This is a genomic window from Gracilimonas mengyeensis, assembly GCF_900182705.1.
GTDB classification, from domain to species: Bacteria; Bacteroidota; Rhodothermia; order Balneolales; family Balneolaceae; genus Gracilimonas; species Gracilimonas mengyeensis.
The window spans coordinates 321,471-337,189 of sequence record NZ_FXTP01000002.1 but is presented as its reverse complement, the minus strand read 5'-3'; the positions used below and the strand labels follow the sequence as shown (position 1 = coordinate 337,189).

Sequence of the window (15,719 nt, the reverse complement as noted above, 5' to 3'; positions counted from 1 at the left end):
CCTTGCCTTTACTCAGGCAAATAATTGGCCGGCAGCATTTTACAAACCGGTGTGTAGGCCCAGTATCCGTTCACTTCCAAAAGGTTTGGATCTTTTAAGGTACCGTTATCGGTAAATTCCAGCCGGTCAGTATTTAGTGAGATCCAGGATGTTTGATTCAGATAATCTTCCAGTCCCATAATGTTATCAGGGTCTGTGTTGCCCCTGCGCTTGTACTCTACCCGGATTTCATCTTCAAAACTCAGGATGTTTGTATCGCTAAAATTGCTTTCCTGGTAGAAGAAATCCTTCTGCACCTGCTGATCGCCTCGCTCTGTAGATGAATAACCCAGGCCTGAAACATTCTGGACAAAACTACCCGCATAGAATACATATCCAAAATAAATGGGAGGCTTATCGCTGGCCAAAGCAATCAGGAAGTGCCGCAAAGATCCTTCAAACATTTCCTTCCTTTTCAGCTTCCACTGCTCAGCCTGCGTATTACTGCGAGGCGTCATCTCCCGGAAAAAATAATCGGCATCCGCTTTTATACCTACCACATTATCATAACGTTTAGACCGGTATCCCCGCAATGCTACCCGTACCTCATATCCTAATTCATAATTCATCACAACAAGATCTACCGACTCGCTGATGTTCATAACACCGGCCTCTTCGGTAACATCAAAGTTAATATCCTCGCTGTTTACCACCTCACAGTTCAAATCATCATTTATGTAGTGATTTACAAAGGTCTGAATCTTACCCTCAGCCTGCATGCCGTAGAGTCGGCGTTGCAGACGCTTCACCATCACCTCCAAACTGTCCACTTGCCTTTCCAGGTAGGTGACACGTTCATTCATGCCAGACAGGGAAGCGGGTTCTTCGGTTATAGAATCGGAGCTTTCAGCTGAAGTATAATCCATCAGCCTAAATTCTATCGATTTATCTTCCTCTAACTCCACCAATTGCCTGGAACGCTGAAGGCCTTCCTGCTCAGCCACAAGGGTGTAAAAGCCTTTGGGAACTGTCATAGAAAAAGTACCATCTTCGGCAACCTGAGTACTAAACGAACTGCCCTCTATCCAAACGGTCCCCTTTGATAAAGGTTCACCAGATTGGCTGCCGATGACCGTACCCGAAATTTCAACCTCGTCAGTATAAGCTGTTTTATTAATTACTTTATCGGTGTTGGAACAGGACAAAAACAGAAAAAAGCATATCAGGCCGGTAAGCCAAAACCTCAAAAATGATAACATGTAATTTGTTGCTTATAGGACATTGCGATGAAAAGACAAATGATAGTTATTATTTATCCTATTATAAAATAATATCTTATAGTTAGCTAACCCGATGCTGGGCAGGCAATAACCCAACATCTGTACCATTTTTAGCCTTCGAAGTTAACCTCAATTACCAGGGGTTCTCTAAGTCTTCCTTTTTGTAGGCATGCTCTCTGAAATTAAACAGGCTTCCTTTGTTATCCTTTAGCAGCAATGGATCATTCCCAAATAACCGAAATAGAAATGCGACCGGCGTTACTATCAGGTAATATACCACTGAAAGTAAGATGCGGGCGTTAAGCCAACCCAGTCCCTCTGCCAGCTTGTACCATCCCCAAACCAGGCGATTTCCAATAGGAGGAATAAAGGAAAGCAAGCCTATGGCTCCTGCTGCATATACCAGCCATATATTGGTAAAAAGCCAGGCTAAAACCAGCAATCCCGTTACCATCACCAATTGTGTTTTTGGGGTTGATGGGTCGTCTTTGATTTGCGCTAAAGAGCGTGGTTCAAGCATATCAAAATAAAGTGTAGATGAAAGGCGCTATGGATGAGCCGCCGCCTATCACGATTAAAAATCCAAGCAGAAGCAGCACAATAATGACCGGGGCCAACCAGAATTTTTTCCGCTGCTTCATAAAATTCCATAAATCTTTTAGTGTTTCCATAGAATCAAATTTAAGGCGGTTAACGCATTAAAACACTTATGTTTTTTTTCGGGTTGATATTTTGCTATTCAGGTAAAGACATGTAAGCATTAGAAACATGGTACTAACGCAAGGCTTAGCCTTGCATGGCTTTTGCTTTTGAGGTACAACCTCAAAAGATCCCTGTTAAGATCTCGATTTCGACTAGGAACATGGATGATACTTGTTCAAGCGTCCCGCTTGGACCAACCTAATGCCCAAAAACCTCAATCCTTATCAAAAGTTACTTTCTTTTCCCATTCGGGTTGATCTTCCTTTTTGAATACAAAATCTCCCATCACCAGGTAATCCATTTCGGTATTCATGAAACAGCGGTAGGCATCTTCCGGTGTACAAACAATCGGTTCACCCCGCACATTAAAACTGGTATTCACCAGCATGCCCAGGCCGGCAATCTCATTAAAGGCATTCAGCAATTTCCAGTAACGCGGATTGGTTTCCTGATGCACGGTTTGGATACGGGCGGAAAAATCAATGTGGGTAATGGCTGGCAGCTCAGAACGGCGATGTGCCAGTTTTTCCCTTAGCGTCTTTTTATCAAAATCTCCCGGCACCATCTTCCTGAGTACTTTTTTTACCGGCTGAACCAGCAACATGTACGGGGAATCCGATTTCATTTCAAAAAAGTACTTGGCCTGTTCCGCCATTACTGAGGGAGCAAAAGGCCGAAATGACTCCCGGTATTTTATTTTGAGATTCAGCTTTTTCTGCATTTCGGGGGTACGGGGATCCGCTAAAATACTGCGATTTCCCAGTGCACGGGGCCCATACTCCATGCGTCCCTGGAACCATCCTACAATTTTACCTTCATCCAGCCATTGGGCCACTTGCGGATACAAGGCCTCCTCATCCAATTTTTGATAGGCAGGATTATAAGATTTAACCTGTTCCTCAATTTGAAATGCATGAAATTCAGGTCCAAGGTAAGCTCCTTTCATAGAGTCCGGCTCTTGCGGTTTGCGCTCCTGATCAAAGTAAATATGATAGGCAGCAAGGGCCGCACCTACCGCTCCACCGGCATCGCTTGCAGCAGGTTGAATAAAGATATCCTCAAAAATCTCTTCATTTTGTACGGCTCCGTTTGCCACACAATTCAGGGCAACGCCGCCGGCCATGCATAGCTTATTGGATTTTGTAAGCCGCTTGGCTTCCTTTGCCATCAAAACTACAATCTCTTCGGTAACCTTTTGGATAGCCAGTGCCAAATCAGCCTCATGCTGTTGCAGCTCGGCCTCTTCTTCCCGTTTTGAAAAGCCAAAGAGCTCTTCCCATTTCTTTTCTTTGATCATCTTCAGGCCGGTGGCGTAATCAAAATAATCCTGGTTGAGGTAGATGGAACCGTCCTCCCGTATATCCACCAACTCAGTTTTAATCTTGGTGAGATACTCCTGAAGCAGCTCGGATTCCGGGTTACCGTACGGAGCCAACCCCATCAGTTTATACTCCCCGGAATTCACCTTAAATCCCAAAAAATAGGTAAAAGCAGAATACAGCAAGCCCAGTGAATGCGGAAAGGTGAGTTCCCTGAGATTGGTGATCTCTGAACCTTTACCGGAACAAATTGAAGCCGTGGCCCACTCGCCCACTCCATCTATGGTAAGTATGGCGGCTTCCTCAAAAGGGGACGGATAAAAAGCACTGGCGGCATGACTCAAATGATGTTCCGGAAATACAAATTTCACCTTTTCCGGATCATACTCTTCAATCTGGTTCAGTTCATCCCGCATGATGCGCTTCATGAACATTTTTTCCTTCAGCCATACCGGCATAGCTGTGATGAAGGATTTCAGTCCGCGCGGTGCAAAGGAAAGGTAGGTTTCCAGCAGGCGTTCAAATTTGAGCAGTGGCTTATCATAAAAAGCGATGGCATCCAGATCCTCCAGGCGAACGTTAGCCGTATCCAGGCAATACCGGATGGCCTCTTTGGGAAAAGAAGCATCATGTTTTTTACGGGTAAAACGTTCTTCCTGGGCCGCAGCCAGTATCTCTCCGTCTTGAGTGATGCATGCGGCTGAATCGTGATAAAAAGCTGAAATTCCTAGTATAATCATAGTAGTATTTGGGTGGCTGGGAAGATAACAAATCTGTGGCTTCATTCTTGAAATTAGCCGACATATTCAGCTGCTTTTCTGTTTAGTCCCAAATTAGTTTGGATTAATTAAATCAGTAATTTCTTATCCCAGCTATACTTTCGTATTTTCTCGCTCAATTTTCATCTACCGGAAAGTATTATGATTATCTCAATGACCGGCTTTGGACGCGGAGAAGCCACTGAAAATGGCATCACGGCCACGGTCGAAATTAAATCATTAAACAGCCGCTACCTTGATATCAGCACCCGCCTGCCTCAGCGCCTTCAAGACAAGGAATTGCACGTAAAAGAACAGGTGCAAAAAGTTATAAACCGCGGCAAGTTGAATATCAGCGTGTATGTCACGGAGTCGGAAACCGGTGAGCTGAGTATCACCGTGGATGAGAAAAAGGTAAAAGCTTATTCCAAGCTACTTGCACAGCTCCGCGAGGCTGCAGGTATTGACGAGCCCGTAACTGTGGATGACATTACCCAGTTTAATGATGTATTCATCAACAAAGAAGAAGATGAAGAAACCACCGAGCGCAAGTGGGAATTGACACTCAAAGCACTGGAACAGGCCCTCGACTCGCTCATGAAGATGCGTACCCAGGAAGGCGATCAGCTTAAAAATGACCTTGTGGACCGCATTGAGTTTATTGATGAGAACCTGGAATACATCATTACCGAAACCAAAGGTCGTGCAGCCGAGACCCGCGAAAAACTGCAAGAACGCATCAAAGCCATTATTGAGGATGACAAGGTGGACGAAGAACGTCTAGAGTTGGAAATAGCCATCCTGGTTGACAAAATGGACATCACCGAAGAAATTGTACGGCTTCGATCACATCTCAAATTCTTCCTGGAAGCCGTGGGGCAACCCGAACCTGCCGGGCGCCGCCTGAACTTTCTCACCCAGGAAATTAACCGTGAGCTGAACACCATTGGCTCTAAATCCAACAATTCCGACATCGGGCAATACGTGGTGAAATGCAAAGAAGCCCTGGAGCAGATTCGCGAACAAGTACAAAATGTTGAATAAGGAATTAAAAATTAAAGATTCAAAATTGAAGATTAGCGGATACCCGTCTTTAATCCTCAATTTTAAATTTTGAATTTCGTTCATGGAAGAAAAAGGTAAAGTTATCATATTGGTGGCGCCCAGCGGTGGTGGAAAAAGCACGTTGGCGCGCCGGCTTTTTAAAGATTTTGATGAACTTAAATTTTCCGTCTCAGCTACTACCCGTCCGCCCCGTGATGGTGAAGTTGACGGAAAACACTATTATTTCCTCACTGACGCCCAATTTGACCAAAAAATTGAAGAAAAAGCTTTTCTTGAATGGGAAGAATTTTATGGTGGAAAGAAATACGGGACCCTGCGCTCAGAGGTTGATAAAAAACTAAATTCAGGGTATTTTATTCTGCTTGATGTCGAAGTAAAGGGAGCGGTAAACGTTAAAGAAATTTACGGCGATGAATGTCTCTCGCTGTTTATCCAACCACCTTCTATCGATGTCCTGAAACAGCGCCTGATTGCCCGCGGTACTGAAGATGATGAGACATTGGCCCTGCGGCTTGAACGTGCTAAAGAAGAACTTACTTACGCTGATCGGTTTGATCAGGTAATTATTAATGATCATTTGGAGACAGCTTATAAGGAAGTGAAAGAAGCTGTGCTCAATTTCATGAATCAAAACTGAGATTATGTCTGTTAAAACATTAGATATAGAGAAACTAAAATTTAAGACAGGTAACAAATACGAGTTACTTGTGATCCTTTCCAAGAGAGCCCGCCAGATTGCGGCCCAGGAAAAGCTGGAGCTGGATGAGAAACTCCAGTATTTTGAAGGATTTGAAGAAGAAGACGAGTTCTCATTCAACGAAGAACAGGAGAATATCTCCAAAGCTTTCGAAAAACTTTCGCACCCCACACAGCGTGCGGTTGTGGAAATGCAGGACGATCAGATTTATTACCGACATCCTGAAAAAGAAGATTAATTATGCTCTCCGGTAAACGCATCATTTTAGGTGTTACCGGGGGTATTGCAGCCTACAAAGCCGTAGTGCTGCTCAGAGAATTTCAAAAAGCGGGAGCAGAAGTTCGGGTTACCATGACCCCTTCAGCTACCCGCTTTGTTGGTTTAGAGACTTTCGCTTCCCTTTCCGGCTACGATGTAGCCGTCGATATTTTTCCCGATGACGCTGATTCCAGCGAATGGACCCGCCATATAAACTGGGGTGAGTGGGCTGATTTATTTGTGATAGCTCCGTGCACAGCCAATACCCTGGCCAAAATTGCTCACGGCATTTCGGATAACATGCTTACCAGTACGGTACTTGCCGCCCGATGCCCTTTGCTCATTTGTCCAACCATGGATGGCGAGATGTATGAATCGCCCGGAGTAGCAGAGAACCTTAAGAATTTACAGAAGAAAGATTATTACCTCCTGGAACCGGAAAGTGGTTACCTGGCTAGTGGCCTGGAGGGCAAAGGCCGGTTGCCGGAGATGGATGCGATTCTCGAAAGAGCTTCAGAAATTATCGGCTCTGTCAAAGGACCTTTGGAAGGCAAAAAAGTGGTAGTAACGGCCGGACCTACCCGCGAGCACATCGATCCCGTACGGTTTATCTCCAATCCCAGCTCGGGCAAGATGGGTATTGCCATGGCTAAAGCTGCTCAAAGTTTGGGCGCGGATGTTACGCTAATTCACGGCCCGCTTTCTGTCGAAAAGCCGGATGATATGCACAGTGTCAGCATCACCAGCACCGCTGATTTGTTTGAAGCGGTTAAAGAGTATTCGGATGCCGATGTGATTATAATGGCCGCAGCTGTTTCCGATTTCACCCCAGCCGAAACTTTTACCCACAAGGTGAAGAAAGATGACGCCGGAGATGCTATTCTATTAAAACGAACGCAGGATATACTGGCTTGGCTGGGCGAAAACAAAAAAGAAGGACAGGTTCTCATCGGCTTTGCTATGGAAACGGAGAATTTAGTGGAAAATGCCACCTCCAAGCTGAAGAAGAAAAATGCCGATTACATTATTGCCAACGCCCTAACTGAGGAAGACGCCGGCTTTGCTACAGATACCAACCGTGTGCTCCTGCTTAGCAAAGATGGGGAACAGCAGTTTGAAGGCACCAAAACCGATATCGCCATTGAAGTTTTAAATACGATTTTTCGGTAGCCACTACCTACTCAAAACGGGTGTAAGTCATCCCGCACGTAGCGAACGCGGAGATGCGGGATCTCCCTACTACAGTCAGAACATTCTCCAACAACACCTTGCTAAAACTCCTCAACCTCTTCCGGGAGATCCCGGCTCTGCACCTCCGCTTTGCTACGGTTTGTCCGGGATGACGCGGACTTTCTCTTTATTGTACCCTTGCCAAAATCTCTTCAATCTGGCTTTTCAAAACAGGAAGATCATTGAGAACAGAATACCAAACCTCAGCCGCATCAACCCTAAAATATTCATGAATTAAGAGGTTTCTAAAATTTTTAATAGTCCTCCATTCTACCTCAGGAAAAACTTGCTGCGTTTCTTCTGTTACTCTTGAAGAAGCTTCCCCGATGATTTCAAATTGCCTTATCACTGCAGATTGAATCAACTCGTTTTTGTTGAATGAGGATTCATCAACTCCTTCAGTAAAGCTTTGGATAGCAACAATCGCACCCTGAATGTGTTTCAGCCGAACAATATCCCTTTTGTTAAGCTTCATACACTACGGATGCGTTTTCTCTAACCTCTTCAGCTAAGTGTTCTGATATTCCTGATTCTGTACCGATATCTACCTTTATTTCTAACAGATCTTCGAGATCATTCTTGTATCGTGATAATTCCATCAAGCCGACAGGATGAACTAATTCCAGCAAAATATCCACATCTGATTCTTCCCTCTCTTTGCCCGATGCATATGATCCAAAGACAGATACCTTTCGTACTGGCTTCTCATGAAAGTATTCCCTGATAATATTATGCAATTCTGCCTTTTCCATGCCATTAATGTATATAAATCACCTCTCAAAAGCGACACATCATCACCAACGTTTCGTTGTTAAATACCTAAAAACTCTTTTGGGAGATCCCCGCTCTACACCTCCGCTACGCTCCAGCTTGACCGGGATGACTGGGACTTTCATACAGAACTCCACTATATCACTTCTTCACTATATCACTTCTTCACTATATCACCTTATTACCCATTCACCCAACCACTTCAAACCATCCACTTATACACCCGGTACGTTTTGGCGATTTCGCATCCCAGGGCTTCCAGGCTGCGACGCATGATCCAGTTCTTTTCACTTACAAAACCGCCTTCCAGCACTTTTAAATTGGGATAGTATTTTTTAGTCCACTTAAAGCCCTCGATAAATACCAACGCCTCTAACCCTCGACCACGAAACCGAGGATCCGTTCCAAAGGCCAACGGACGGAATTTACGGGCTCGCTTTTCGAACCCGATCAGCTTGTACAGTTGCCACCAATGTAACCTCCCATTTGTTTGGGCTGATATTTCATGCAAATCAGGGACACTTACCAGGAATGAGGCTGGCTCTCCCTTCACAAAAGCGATAGGTGATGTTTCCGGCATCAGCACCGGCTTTAGCTTTTTCACCATCTGGCGAATCGTTTCCCGGCTAATCCCAATAAACTCTTCCTCCCTCTCTTTGATCACCTGATCATGAAAGGCCCGGTTGTAGATTTGCCGCACCAGTTCTCCATCCCGCGACAGGTTTTTCTTATCGATAGGACGGACTTCAATATTTTCGCGTGATTTAAGGCGCTCCGTAATCTTTACCAGTCGCGGGGGCAATGGCTGTTTCATATCCAGCTGGTACATGTATAAATCATCAAACTTCTCCGGACCGGTTTCCTCTATCAAATTTTCATAATAATTATGATGATAGAGCATACCATACACATTGTGATCTTCAAAACCGTCAATCAGAATCCCCCAAAAAGTATCGTTCTCCCCGAAATTAACCGGTCCCCTAAAACCTGCATATCCCCGATCCCGGTGCCAGTTTTTGGCAAAATCGATAATAACGATAGAAATTTCAGGATCATCTTCCATCTCAATAAACCCGATCCCTCCCAATTTAGGATCGTAACTTTCATCTTTTTCGGGATCAATAAACACGGCAAACCGGCCAACTGCTTCTCCCTCTCTCATCACCAAAAAACGCTCACATTCTCCGCCCTTCTCAAAGCGCTCATTTTTTTTCCGATCAAACACATTCTCTACTTCAAAACGGAACGGAGGACGATACCAGTGATGATTTTTATAAAGCCGCTGTGGCAGTGCATGGAAAGCATCCACCTGATCTTTCGTCTCAACTTTATATACTTGTAAGCTCATGCGGTACTTTGGCATATTTTTATTGGAACCACCTGCTTTAGAATTTCCAGTGATGCGAACCTTCGTTTTCCGGAAAAGCTGTTTACTATTTAACAGCAGAAGTTCATAGATTCAGGTTGAAGGTAAATGACATTATTAACCTTACCAACCTGCTTCATTTGAAAATTAGCAACGGCAAAAAAATTATTACGGCACTGCTTGCTTTATCTTGTGTGATAAGCGGCATCATTCTGGCTTCAGCGCCGGAAAAGAAAGCCCTTTACATCGAGAGTCCTTCACATTTAGACTCGCTGATAAATGACCAGATATTTCAGACCCAAATCCGGTCCCCGCAAATTTATGCCTACCAGGTAAAAGTGGATTCAGGACTCTACCGTAAAGTTTATGAAATTGATGTTCCTTCCCGCTTTTCTAAAACTTTATTCCACATCAATCTTCACAAACAACTGCATAAATACGGTGCAGAAACCCCTGCTGAGATGCACTTTCCCGAACGCGATATGGATATTTATGTGTATTACCATGATTCTGTACAGCGCATTATCCGGCTTATGACCGATACTGATCTCGACACTACCCAAACCGGGGGACCATCCAATGGCTGAGCGAAAGAAACTGTTAAAACGATTTGAGTTGCGTGAATTTCCTCAACCTGATCTTGTAAAATTAAAATATCCGGTGTTTATGTGTCATGGTTACGGTGCTATTGGCGGGATGATAAAATCGGGTCCCATGCACGATCCCTGCATGAAAGTGCGCAGCCACGGGGTACCAGCCATTGCTCCTAACATTGTGCCCTACGCCCGCATCGAAACCAGAGCAAAAAATTGGGTGCGTTTGATTAATCAATTTTGTGAAAAGTACGGTTGCGAAAAAGTAAATGTAATTGCCCACAGCATGGGTGGCTTAGACATGCGCTATGCCCTGTCCAAACTGGATATTGCAGACAAAGTGGATAGCCTTACTACCCTCGCCACTCCTCATCATGGCTCCAGCCTGGCTGATTTGGTATTAAAAGCCCCGGATCAAGTCACTGAAAAATTAGGCGAGATGTTCGACTGGTTTGGTGATAACATGTATCCCAAAACAAAAAGTGATGCACTGGGCTCTCTGGAACAACTCACCTGTGCTTTTATCACAAATATTTTTAACCCGGAAACACCCGATAAGGACGGAGTAGCCTATTACTCATACAGCGCTGCGGTAGGCAAAGGAACCGAGTACTCTTTAAACCCGATGTATAAATTCCAGAATAATCACATCTATGACAAAGAGGGGCCTAACGATGCTTTTGTATCCATTGAAAGTGCCCACTGGGGAACACACATTGAAACAGTACCCCTCTCTCACCTGGCGCAAATGCATGTACAGATGAATAAGGAAAGCGACAGAATCTACCAGCAATTCTGGCAGCAGGTTTTAGAGAGATTGGCAGAAAGCGGACATTGATCATCAAGCTTTGTGCCCCTTGTGCCTTTATGATTTCGTGGCTAAAAGAAGGCCACGAAGACATTAAGCAGCACAAAGTAGATAAACATCAAACTTCGTGAACCTTAGTGCCCTTGTGACTTCGTGGTAAAAAAGTGGGCACTAAAGCATGATCCCATCAAGCATCCCAAAAGAAAATATGTGCAACTACTCCTGACTTCTAATTTTGCTTAATTAGCATATTCTATACAAATTCATGGACTTGAAATTTTCTCAAAATACGGGTTATGAAAAGTCTAGTCTTGGCCATTTTCGTGGTATCCAGTTTTTTTATTCTCTCCTGTAACTTCAACCCTGACCATCAAAAACCCATTGACCGGCGCGCATTGGTTCAAAGGCATATTCCGACACTCAGCCAGTCAGATTCCCTCTCCCCTTTTACCGTAGGAAATGGTGCGTTTGCCTACACCGTAGATATAACCGGACTTCAAACCTTCCCGGATTATTACGAAGAGTTCATTCCCTTGGGCACCCTGGCACAATGGGGTTGGCATTCGGTTCCCAACACTGAGGGCTATCGCTTTGAGCAAACCCTAAAGGATTATGATACCTACGGCCGCCCGGTCTCTTACGCCTACCATCAAAATAGTGAAGCCGGACAATGGCTGCGTGCCAACCCGCACCGGCTGCATTTGGGGCAAATCGGGTTTAGTATTAAGAATGATAACGGAAAAGATGTGCCACTTTCTGAATTGACTCATATCGACCAGGAAGCAGATATTTGGGAAGGCATTATTAAAAGTAATTTTTCTGTTTTGGATGAAAGCGTGTCGGTTCAGACCGCGGTTCACCCACAGGAAGATCAACTTGCTGCCACAATAACTTCCCCACTCCTCGGATCCGGTAATCTCGACATCCGCCTGGATTTCCCCTATGGTTCCCAATCCTGGGGTAAAAAAACGGCGGTGTGGGATCAACCAGAAGCACACACTTCCACGCTAGTTTCACAGGACAACCACTCAGCCCTTATTCGCCGTGATCTCGACACCACGCGATATTTTGTGCAACTTACATGGCAGGGCGAGGCTGTAATTCAGCAAACCGAAAGCCACTCATTTATTTTAGATATCCAATCAGATAGCTTGTTCAGTTTCAGCGCACGTTTTTCGCGGGATGAACCGGATACGAACCCCCAGCCGGCTGAAGAAGTACTGGCAGCATCCAAAACGCACTGGAAAAACTTCTGGGAAACCGGAGGCGCCATCGATCTCTCCGAGAGTACCGACCCGCGTGCACATGAGCTGGAACGCCGTATCGTACTTTCCCGCTATTTAACCGCCATTCAAACCTCAGGGTCACTTCCACCCGCCGAAACAGGCCTGACTTACAACAGCTGGTACGGCAAATTTCACCTGGAAATGCACTGGTGGCACGGCGTGCATTATGTGCTTTGGGATAAGCCCGAACTATTTGAAAAAAGTCTGGATTATTACACCGACATTCTGCCAGCTGCCCGAACTAAAGCCAAACGTCAGGGTTATGAGGGCGTCCGCTGGCCCAAAATGACCGATTACCGGGGTGCCGAAAGTCCGTCAACCATCGGCGTGTTTTTGATTTGGCAGCAGCCCAATCCCATTTATTATGCAGAGCTTTTATACCAATATTACGATGATGAATCTATTCTGAATGAATACAAAGACATTGTATTTGAAACGGCTGATTTCATGGCCTCTTACGCCCATTTCGATTCTACCAAAGGCCGATATATGTTGGGCCCACCACTCATTCCGGCACAGGAACGCTATGAACCGGAAGAGGCCGTCAACCCCGCTTTCGAAGTGGCCTACTGGCAATTTGGTCTTCAGACCGCAATGAAATGGAAAGAGCGACTGGGAGAAGCCCCTGATTCAACCTGGGCAAAGGTGTTGAACCATTTATCCCCCCTGCCCCAAAATAACGGCTACTACCAAAATGCCGAAAATGCCATGAACACTTTCCAGGATGAACGACACCGGACTGACCACCCCTCCGTGTTGGGCGTATTTGGTATGTTACCTACACAAAATGTGGACCAGGATATGATGCGGGCCACGCTGGAGCAAGTGATGCAAAGCTGGGACTGGAGTGACACCTGGGGCTGGGACTACCCCATGACGGCCATGAATGCTGCCCGGCTTGGAGAACCCGAAACCGCCATTAATGCCCTGCTGATGGACGTCCAAAAAAACCGTTATTTGAACAACGGGCATAATTATCAGGATGAAAACCTGACCATTTACCTGCCCGGAAATGGGGGCTTACTAACGGCCGTAGCCATGATGGCCGCCGGCTGGGAAGGCGCTCCTGATATTCATGCCCCCGGCTTTCCCCAAGATGGTAGCTGGGTAGTGAAATACGAAAACCTTCATCCCCTGCCATAATTTTTTAGCGCGGAGGACGCGAAGAACGCAAAGTTTTAAAAAATGAGCCAGGCTTTAAAAATGCCTCTATTGCAGCACCTCATACTCTAACCACTTATTTACCTATCACCTTATTCACACCAATAACCAACCATGAAGATCACCCCAAGAACATTCCGTCCCCTTCTTACACTGATTTTGTTCATCATTGGTATGATTACTATCCATGCTCAACCTGTTCTGGAGCAAGGGAATTTCCAGGTTTTTGTTGATGAAAGTGAAGGTATTCGTCTGGCCTATAATAACGAGACCTTTGCCCATGTGGAAGGATTTCAGTTCAATTTTGTTCCTACAGAAATCACCGGAATTGAACAAGGAAACGGAGAAAACCAGCTCATTATAAACTTGGCTTTACAGGATTCTGATGGCTATCACGAGAACTTTCCGGAAGAAATTGAGCTTACCCTGAGTCATACCGGGCAGACATTTCACTTTGAAGCCGGGCACGAGACCTTCAATCACATCACCATAAAAATGCGGGAGCTGGACGAGCATTATTTTGGGTTGATTGAGAAACTATATCCAGGGAACCGCAAAAGTCCAGACCTGCGGGGAGAAACCATAGATGTGGATGTGCATCACAAAGGCGAAGAAAACTATGCGGAGAATTACGCATCAGCCTACTCCGCCTTCTTTATGAGCAGCAACGGCTACGGCAGTTTTTTTGATACCTTTGCCCGGGGTCAGTATCAGTTTGCCAAAGACGGCGCCACCGAAATTTACCACCAAACCGACTCGCTGGACTGGTATTTGTTCTACGGCCCAACCGGTGATGTGATCCACCGAGAGTATTTTGGGGTGATTGGAGAGCCGAAGTCAGTCCCGATATGGGCCGTAGGTCCGGTGGTTTGGCGGGATGATAACGGAGGCGACAGTACCCGCGCAGGTGGCAGCCAGGAGATTCTGAAAGACCTGGAGAAATTCACCGACATGAAAATACCGCTTACGGCCACCTTTGTAGATCGTCCATATAGCAACGGTACGCATGAGTGGTCAAAGATGGATTTCAATGAGAAGTTTGCAAATCCAGAGGAATGGATTGGGATCATCAATGATAAATATGGGATGGAATTTATGAGCTGGGTCGGTTCGCTTACTTTTGGCGATCCCTATTTTCCCGGATTGCTGCCCGGTGATGTGGGCTACATCGATCTCACCCATCCCGAAGCCCTGGCCGAATTTGAACGCCGCATGGAATGGCAGTATCGCGTGGGAGTAAAAGGTCACAAGATGGACCGTGCCGACGAAAATTTCCCAATGACTGCCGTTTGGTATGATGAAGTTCCCCAATCCGAAACCCGGAATAAATATGTGTACCTCTATGCCAAAGTGATTGATAAGTTTCTGGAAAAGTCTCATGGCGACGATCAGTTTAATTTTGCCCGGGCTGCTTATCATCGCTCACAGCCTTATTTAAGTGCTATTTGGGGTGGGGATGTACGCCCCAATTGGCAGGGGATGTCGGGGAATATGGCCAATGCCATGCGCGCTGGCTTCATGGGCTTCCCGGTTTGGGGCAACGATACGGGCGGCTACCTGGGTGATGGATTTATTGATGAGCAGCTCTACATCCGCTGGCTGCAGTGGAGCGTTTGGAATGGTATGTTTGAAATCAAGATTGATGGCATGGGCGGCAGCGGAAAAGACCGCGCACCCTGGCAGTATTCTCAGCAATTGCAGGATGTATTCAGAGATGTCACCGAGCTGCGGATGGCTATGCTACCCTATGCTTATTCGCTGGCCAACACTTCCGATCAAAACGGCGTGTTAATGAAACCTATGACTTATATGTATCCCGATGATGAAACCACCTACGAAATGTGGAATCAATATATTTTCGGGGATGCCTTTTTGGTAGCACCTCTCTTTTCCCCAAATAACAGCCGTGAAGTTTATCTACCCGAAGGAACATGGTATGATTATCACGATCTATCCACCAAAATGGAAGGGAGACAAACCATCACTAAAAAAGTTTCACTTCAGGAAATCCCCATCTTTGTTAAAGCCAATTCTATCTACTTAACAGGCGATATTTACCGGGGAAATTCCAAAAACTGGCGGGGAAATCTGGAGGGCAATGAATCACTAACTATTCACTTATTTCCCGGTGAGCCTGGCCAAACCACCTCATTTACTTATGTGGATTACCTGGATGATGACCAGGAAAAAGTAATGAAGTTAAGCCGGTCTGACTTATCTATACAGTTTAACAGTGAGGCTTTAGCGGCCGACAGCCATGCTATCGTAAGACTTGATTCTGAACCTCAAAATATCACTGTGAATGGCGAACCAGTTGAATTTCAGTATAATGATGACCAAAAAACTGTTTCTGTTGAGATTAATGCCGGTTCAGACATTGAGGTTATAGTAAAGCAATAAACGCCAAAAGATGATACCAATAATGATGGCTTTGAGAGGATGCTGA

At 45.4% G+C, this 15,719-nt stretch carries 15 protein-coding genes; 8 read left to right on the top strand and 7 right to left on the bottom strand.

The window, feature by feature from the left end:
- Window positions 1–8: 8 nt before the first annotated feature.
- From FN815_RS03770 to FN815_RS03760, 4 genes are all read right to left on the bottom strand, one after another.
- Window positions 9–1,238, bottom strand: a complete 1,230-nt coding sequence (locus FN815_RS03770; protein ID WP_142453273.1) for a carboxypeptidase regulatory-like domain-containing protein — start codon at window positions 1,236–1,238, stop codon at window positions 9–11.
- 154 nt (window positions 1,239–1,392) lie between these two features.
- A complete protein-coding gene (locus FN815_RS03765; protein WP_142453272.1) occupies window positions 1,393–1,779 on the bottom strand; it encodes an SxtJ family membrane protein in 387 nt (128 codons plus the stop codon).
- A 1-nt stretch (window position 1,780) separates the two neighbouring features.
- Window positions 1,781–1,930, bottom strand: a complete 150-nt coding sequence (locus tag FN815_RS18800; RefSeq protein ID WP_020403364.1) for a DUF5989 family protein — start codon at window positions 1,928–1,930, stop codon at window positions 1,781–1,783.
- Between the two features lie 245 nt (window positions 1,931–2,175).
- Complete coding sequence (locus FN815_RS03760; protein WP_142453271.1) at window positions 2,176–4,020, bottom strand: carbamoyltransferase family protein; 1,845 nt, start codon at window positions 4,018–4,020, stop codon at window positions 2,176–2,178.
- Between the two features lie 180 nt (window positions 4,021–4,200).
- On the opposite strand from FN815_RS03760, the gene FN815_RS03755 reads away from it, so the two are divergent.
- The 4 genes from FN815_RS03755 to coaBC all read left to right on the top strand — a co-directional run bounded on the left by FN815_RS03755 (window position 4,201) and on the right by coaBC (window position 7,228).
- Window positions 4,201–5,082 (top strand): YicC/YloC family endoribonuclease, encoded by an 882-nt coding sequence (locus FN815_RS03755; RefSeq protein ID WP_246075136.1) that lies wholly within the window; start codon window positions 4,201–4,203, stop codon window positions 5,080–5,082.
- A gap of 82 nt (window positions 5,083–5,164) precedes the next feature.
- On the top strand, window positions 5,165–5,740 hold the full coding sequence (gene gmk, locus FN815_RS03750) for a guanylate kinase (RefSeq protein WP_142453270.1): 576 nt from the start codon (window positions 5,165–5,167) through the stop codon (window positions 5,738–5,740).
- A 4-nt stretch (window positions 5,741–5,744) separates the two neighbouring features.
- Window positions 5,745–6,038: a DNA-directed RNA polymerase subunit omega gene (locus FN815_RS03745; RefSeq protein ID WP_142453269.1), complete on the top strand. Its 294-nt coding sequence runs from the start codon at window positions 5,745–5,747 to the stop codon at window positions 6,036–6,038.
- 2 nt (window positions 6,039–6,040) lie between these two features.
- Entirely contained in the window at window positions 6,041–7,228 is a 1,188-nt protein-coding gene (gene coaBC / locus FN815_RS03740; protein ID WP_142453268.1) for a bifunctional phosphopantothenoylcysteine decarboxylase/phosphopantothenate--cysteine ligase CoaBC, read from the top strand.
- A gap of 187 nt (window positions 7,229–7,415) precedes the next feature.
- On the opposite strand, the gene FN815_RS03735 is transcribed toward coaBC, so the two are convergent.
- From FN815_RS03735 to FN815_RS03725, 3 genes are all read right to left on the bottom strand, one after another.
- A complete protein-coding gene (locus FN815_RS03735) occupies window positions 7,416–7,763 on the bottom strand; it encodes a HepT-like ribonuclease domain-containing protein (RefSeq protein WP_142453267.1) in 348 nt (115 codons plus the stop codon).
- The gene (locus tag FN815_RS03730) at window positions 7,753–8,040 is read right to left on the bottom strand and encodes a nucleotidyltransferase family protein (RefSeq protein ID WP_142453266.1); all 288 of its coding nucleotides are present in this window, start codon (window positions 8,038–8,040) and stop codon (window positions 7,753–7,755) included. Before FN815_RS03730 ends, FN815_RS03735 begins: the two co-directional genes overlap by 11 nt.
- 221 nt (window positions 8,041–8,261) lie before the next feature.
- Window positions 8,262–9,407 carry a hypothetical protein gene (locus FN815_RS03725; RefSeq protein ID WP_142453265.1) on the bottom strand — a complete coding sequence of 382 codons (1,146 nt, stop codon included), beginning with the start codon at window positions 9,405–9,407 and terminating at the stop codon, window positions 8,262–8,264.
- 158 nt (window positions 9,408–9,565) lie between these two features.
- Between FN815_RS03725 and FN815_RS03720 the strand changes: the two genes are divergently transcribed.
- From FN815_RS03720 to FN815_RS03705, 4 genes are all read left to right on the top strand, one after another.
- Window positions 9,566–10,012 (top strand): hypothetical protein, encoded by a 447-nt coding sequence (locus FN815_RS03720; RefSeq protein WP_142453264.1) that lies wholly within the window; start codon window positions 9,566–9,568, stop codon window positions 10,010–10,012.
- A complete protein-coding gene (locus FN815_RS03715) occupies window positions 10,005–10,856 on the top strand; it encodes an esterase/lipase family protein (protein WP_142453263.1) in 852 nt (283 codons plus the stop codon). The genes FN815_RS03720 and FN815_RS03715 overlap by 8 nt, the downstream gene beginning before the upstream one ends.
- Window positions 10,857–11,122: 266 nt before the next feature.
- The gene (locus tag FN815_RS03710; RefSeq protein ID WP_142453262.1) at window positions 11,123–13,255 is read left to right on the top strand and encodes a glycoside hydrolase family 65 protein; all 2,133 of its coding nucleotides are present in this window, start codon (window positions 11,123–11,125) and stop codon (window positions 13,253–13,255) included.
- A gap of 132 nt (window positions 13,256–13,387) precedes the next feature.
- Entirely contained in the window at window positions 13,388–15,673 is a 2,286-nt protein-coding gene (locus tag FN815_RS03705) for a TIM-barrel domain-containing protein (protein WP_142453261.1), read from the top strand.
- Window positions 15,674–15,719: the final 46 nt, after the last annotated feature.

Excerpts from the sequence above, each read along its gene's own strand:
- FN815_RS03760 (WP_142453271.1), bottom strand. The coding sequence starts at position 4,020 with ATGATTATACTAGGAATTTCAGCTTTTTATCACGATTCAGCCGCATGC.
- gmk (WP_142453270.1), top strand. The coding sequence starts at position 5,165 with ATGGAAGAAAAAGGTAAAGTTATCATATTGGTGGCGCCCAGCGGTGGT.
- FN815_RS03715 (WP_142453263.1), top strand. The coding sequence starts at position 10,005 with ATGGCTGAGCGAAAGAAACTGTTAAAACGATTTGAGTTGCGTGAATTT.
- FN815_RS03705 (WP_142453261.1), top strand. The coding sequence starts at position 13,388 with ATGAAGATCACCCCAAGAACATTCCGTCCCCTTCTTACACTGATTTTG.
- FN815_RS03710 (WP_142453262.1), top strand. The coding sequence starts at position 11,123 with ATGAAAAGTCTAGTCTTGGCCATTTTCGTGGTATCCAGTTTTTTTATT.
- FN815_RS18800 (WP_020403364.1), bottom strand. The coding sequence starts at position 1,930 with ATGGAAACACTAAAAGATTTATGGAATTTTATGAAGCAGCGGAAAAAA.
- FN815_RS03735 (WP_142453267.1), bottom strand. The coding sequence starts at position 7,763 with ATGAAGCTTAACAAAAGGGATATTGTTCGGCTGAAACACATTCAGGGT.
- FN815_RS03730 (WP_142453266.1), bottom strand. The coding sequence starts at position 8,040 with ATGGAAAAGGCAGAATTGCATAATATTATCAGGGAATACTTTCATGAG.
- coaBC (WP_142453268.1), top strand. The coding sequence starts at position 6,041 with ATGCTCTCCGGTAAACGCATCATTTTAGGTGTTACCGGGGGTATTGCA.
- FN815_RS03745 (WP_142453269.1), top strand. The coding sequence starts at position 5,745 with ATGTCTGTTAAAACATTAGATATAGAGAAACTAAAATTTAAGACAGGT.
- FN815_RS03725 (WP_142453265.1), bottom strand. The coding sequence starts at position 9,407 with ATGAGCTTACAAGTATATAAAGTTGAGACGAAAGATCAGGTGGATGCT.
- FN815_RS03770 (WP_142453273.1), bottom strand. The coding sequence starts at position 1,238 with ATGTTATCATTTTTGAGGTTTTGGCTTACCGGCCTGATATGCTTTTTT.
- FN815_RS03765 (WP_142453272.1), bottom strand. The coding sequence starts at position 1,779 with ATGCTTGAACCACGCTCTTTAGCGCAAATCAAAGACGACCCATCAACC.
- FN815_RS03755 (WP_246075136.1), top strand. The coding sequence starts at position 4,201 with ATGATTATCTCAATGACCGGCTTTGGACGCGGAGAAGCCACTGAAAAT.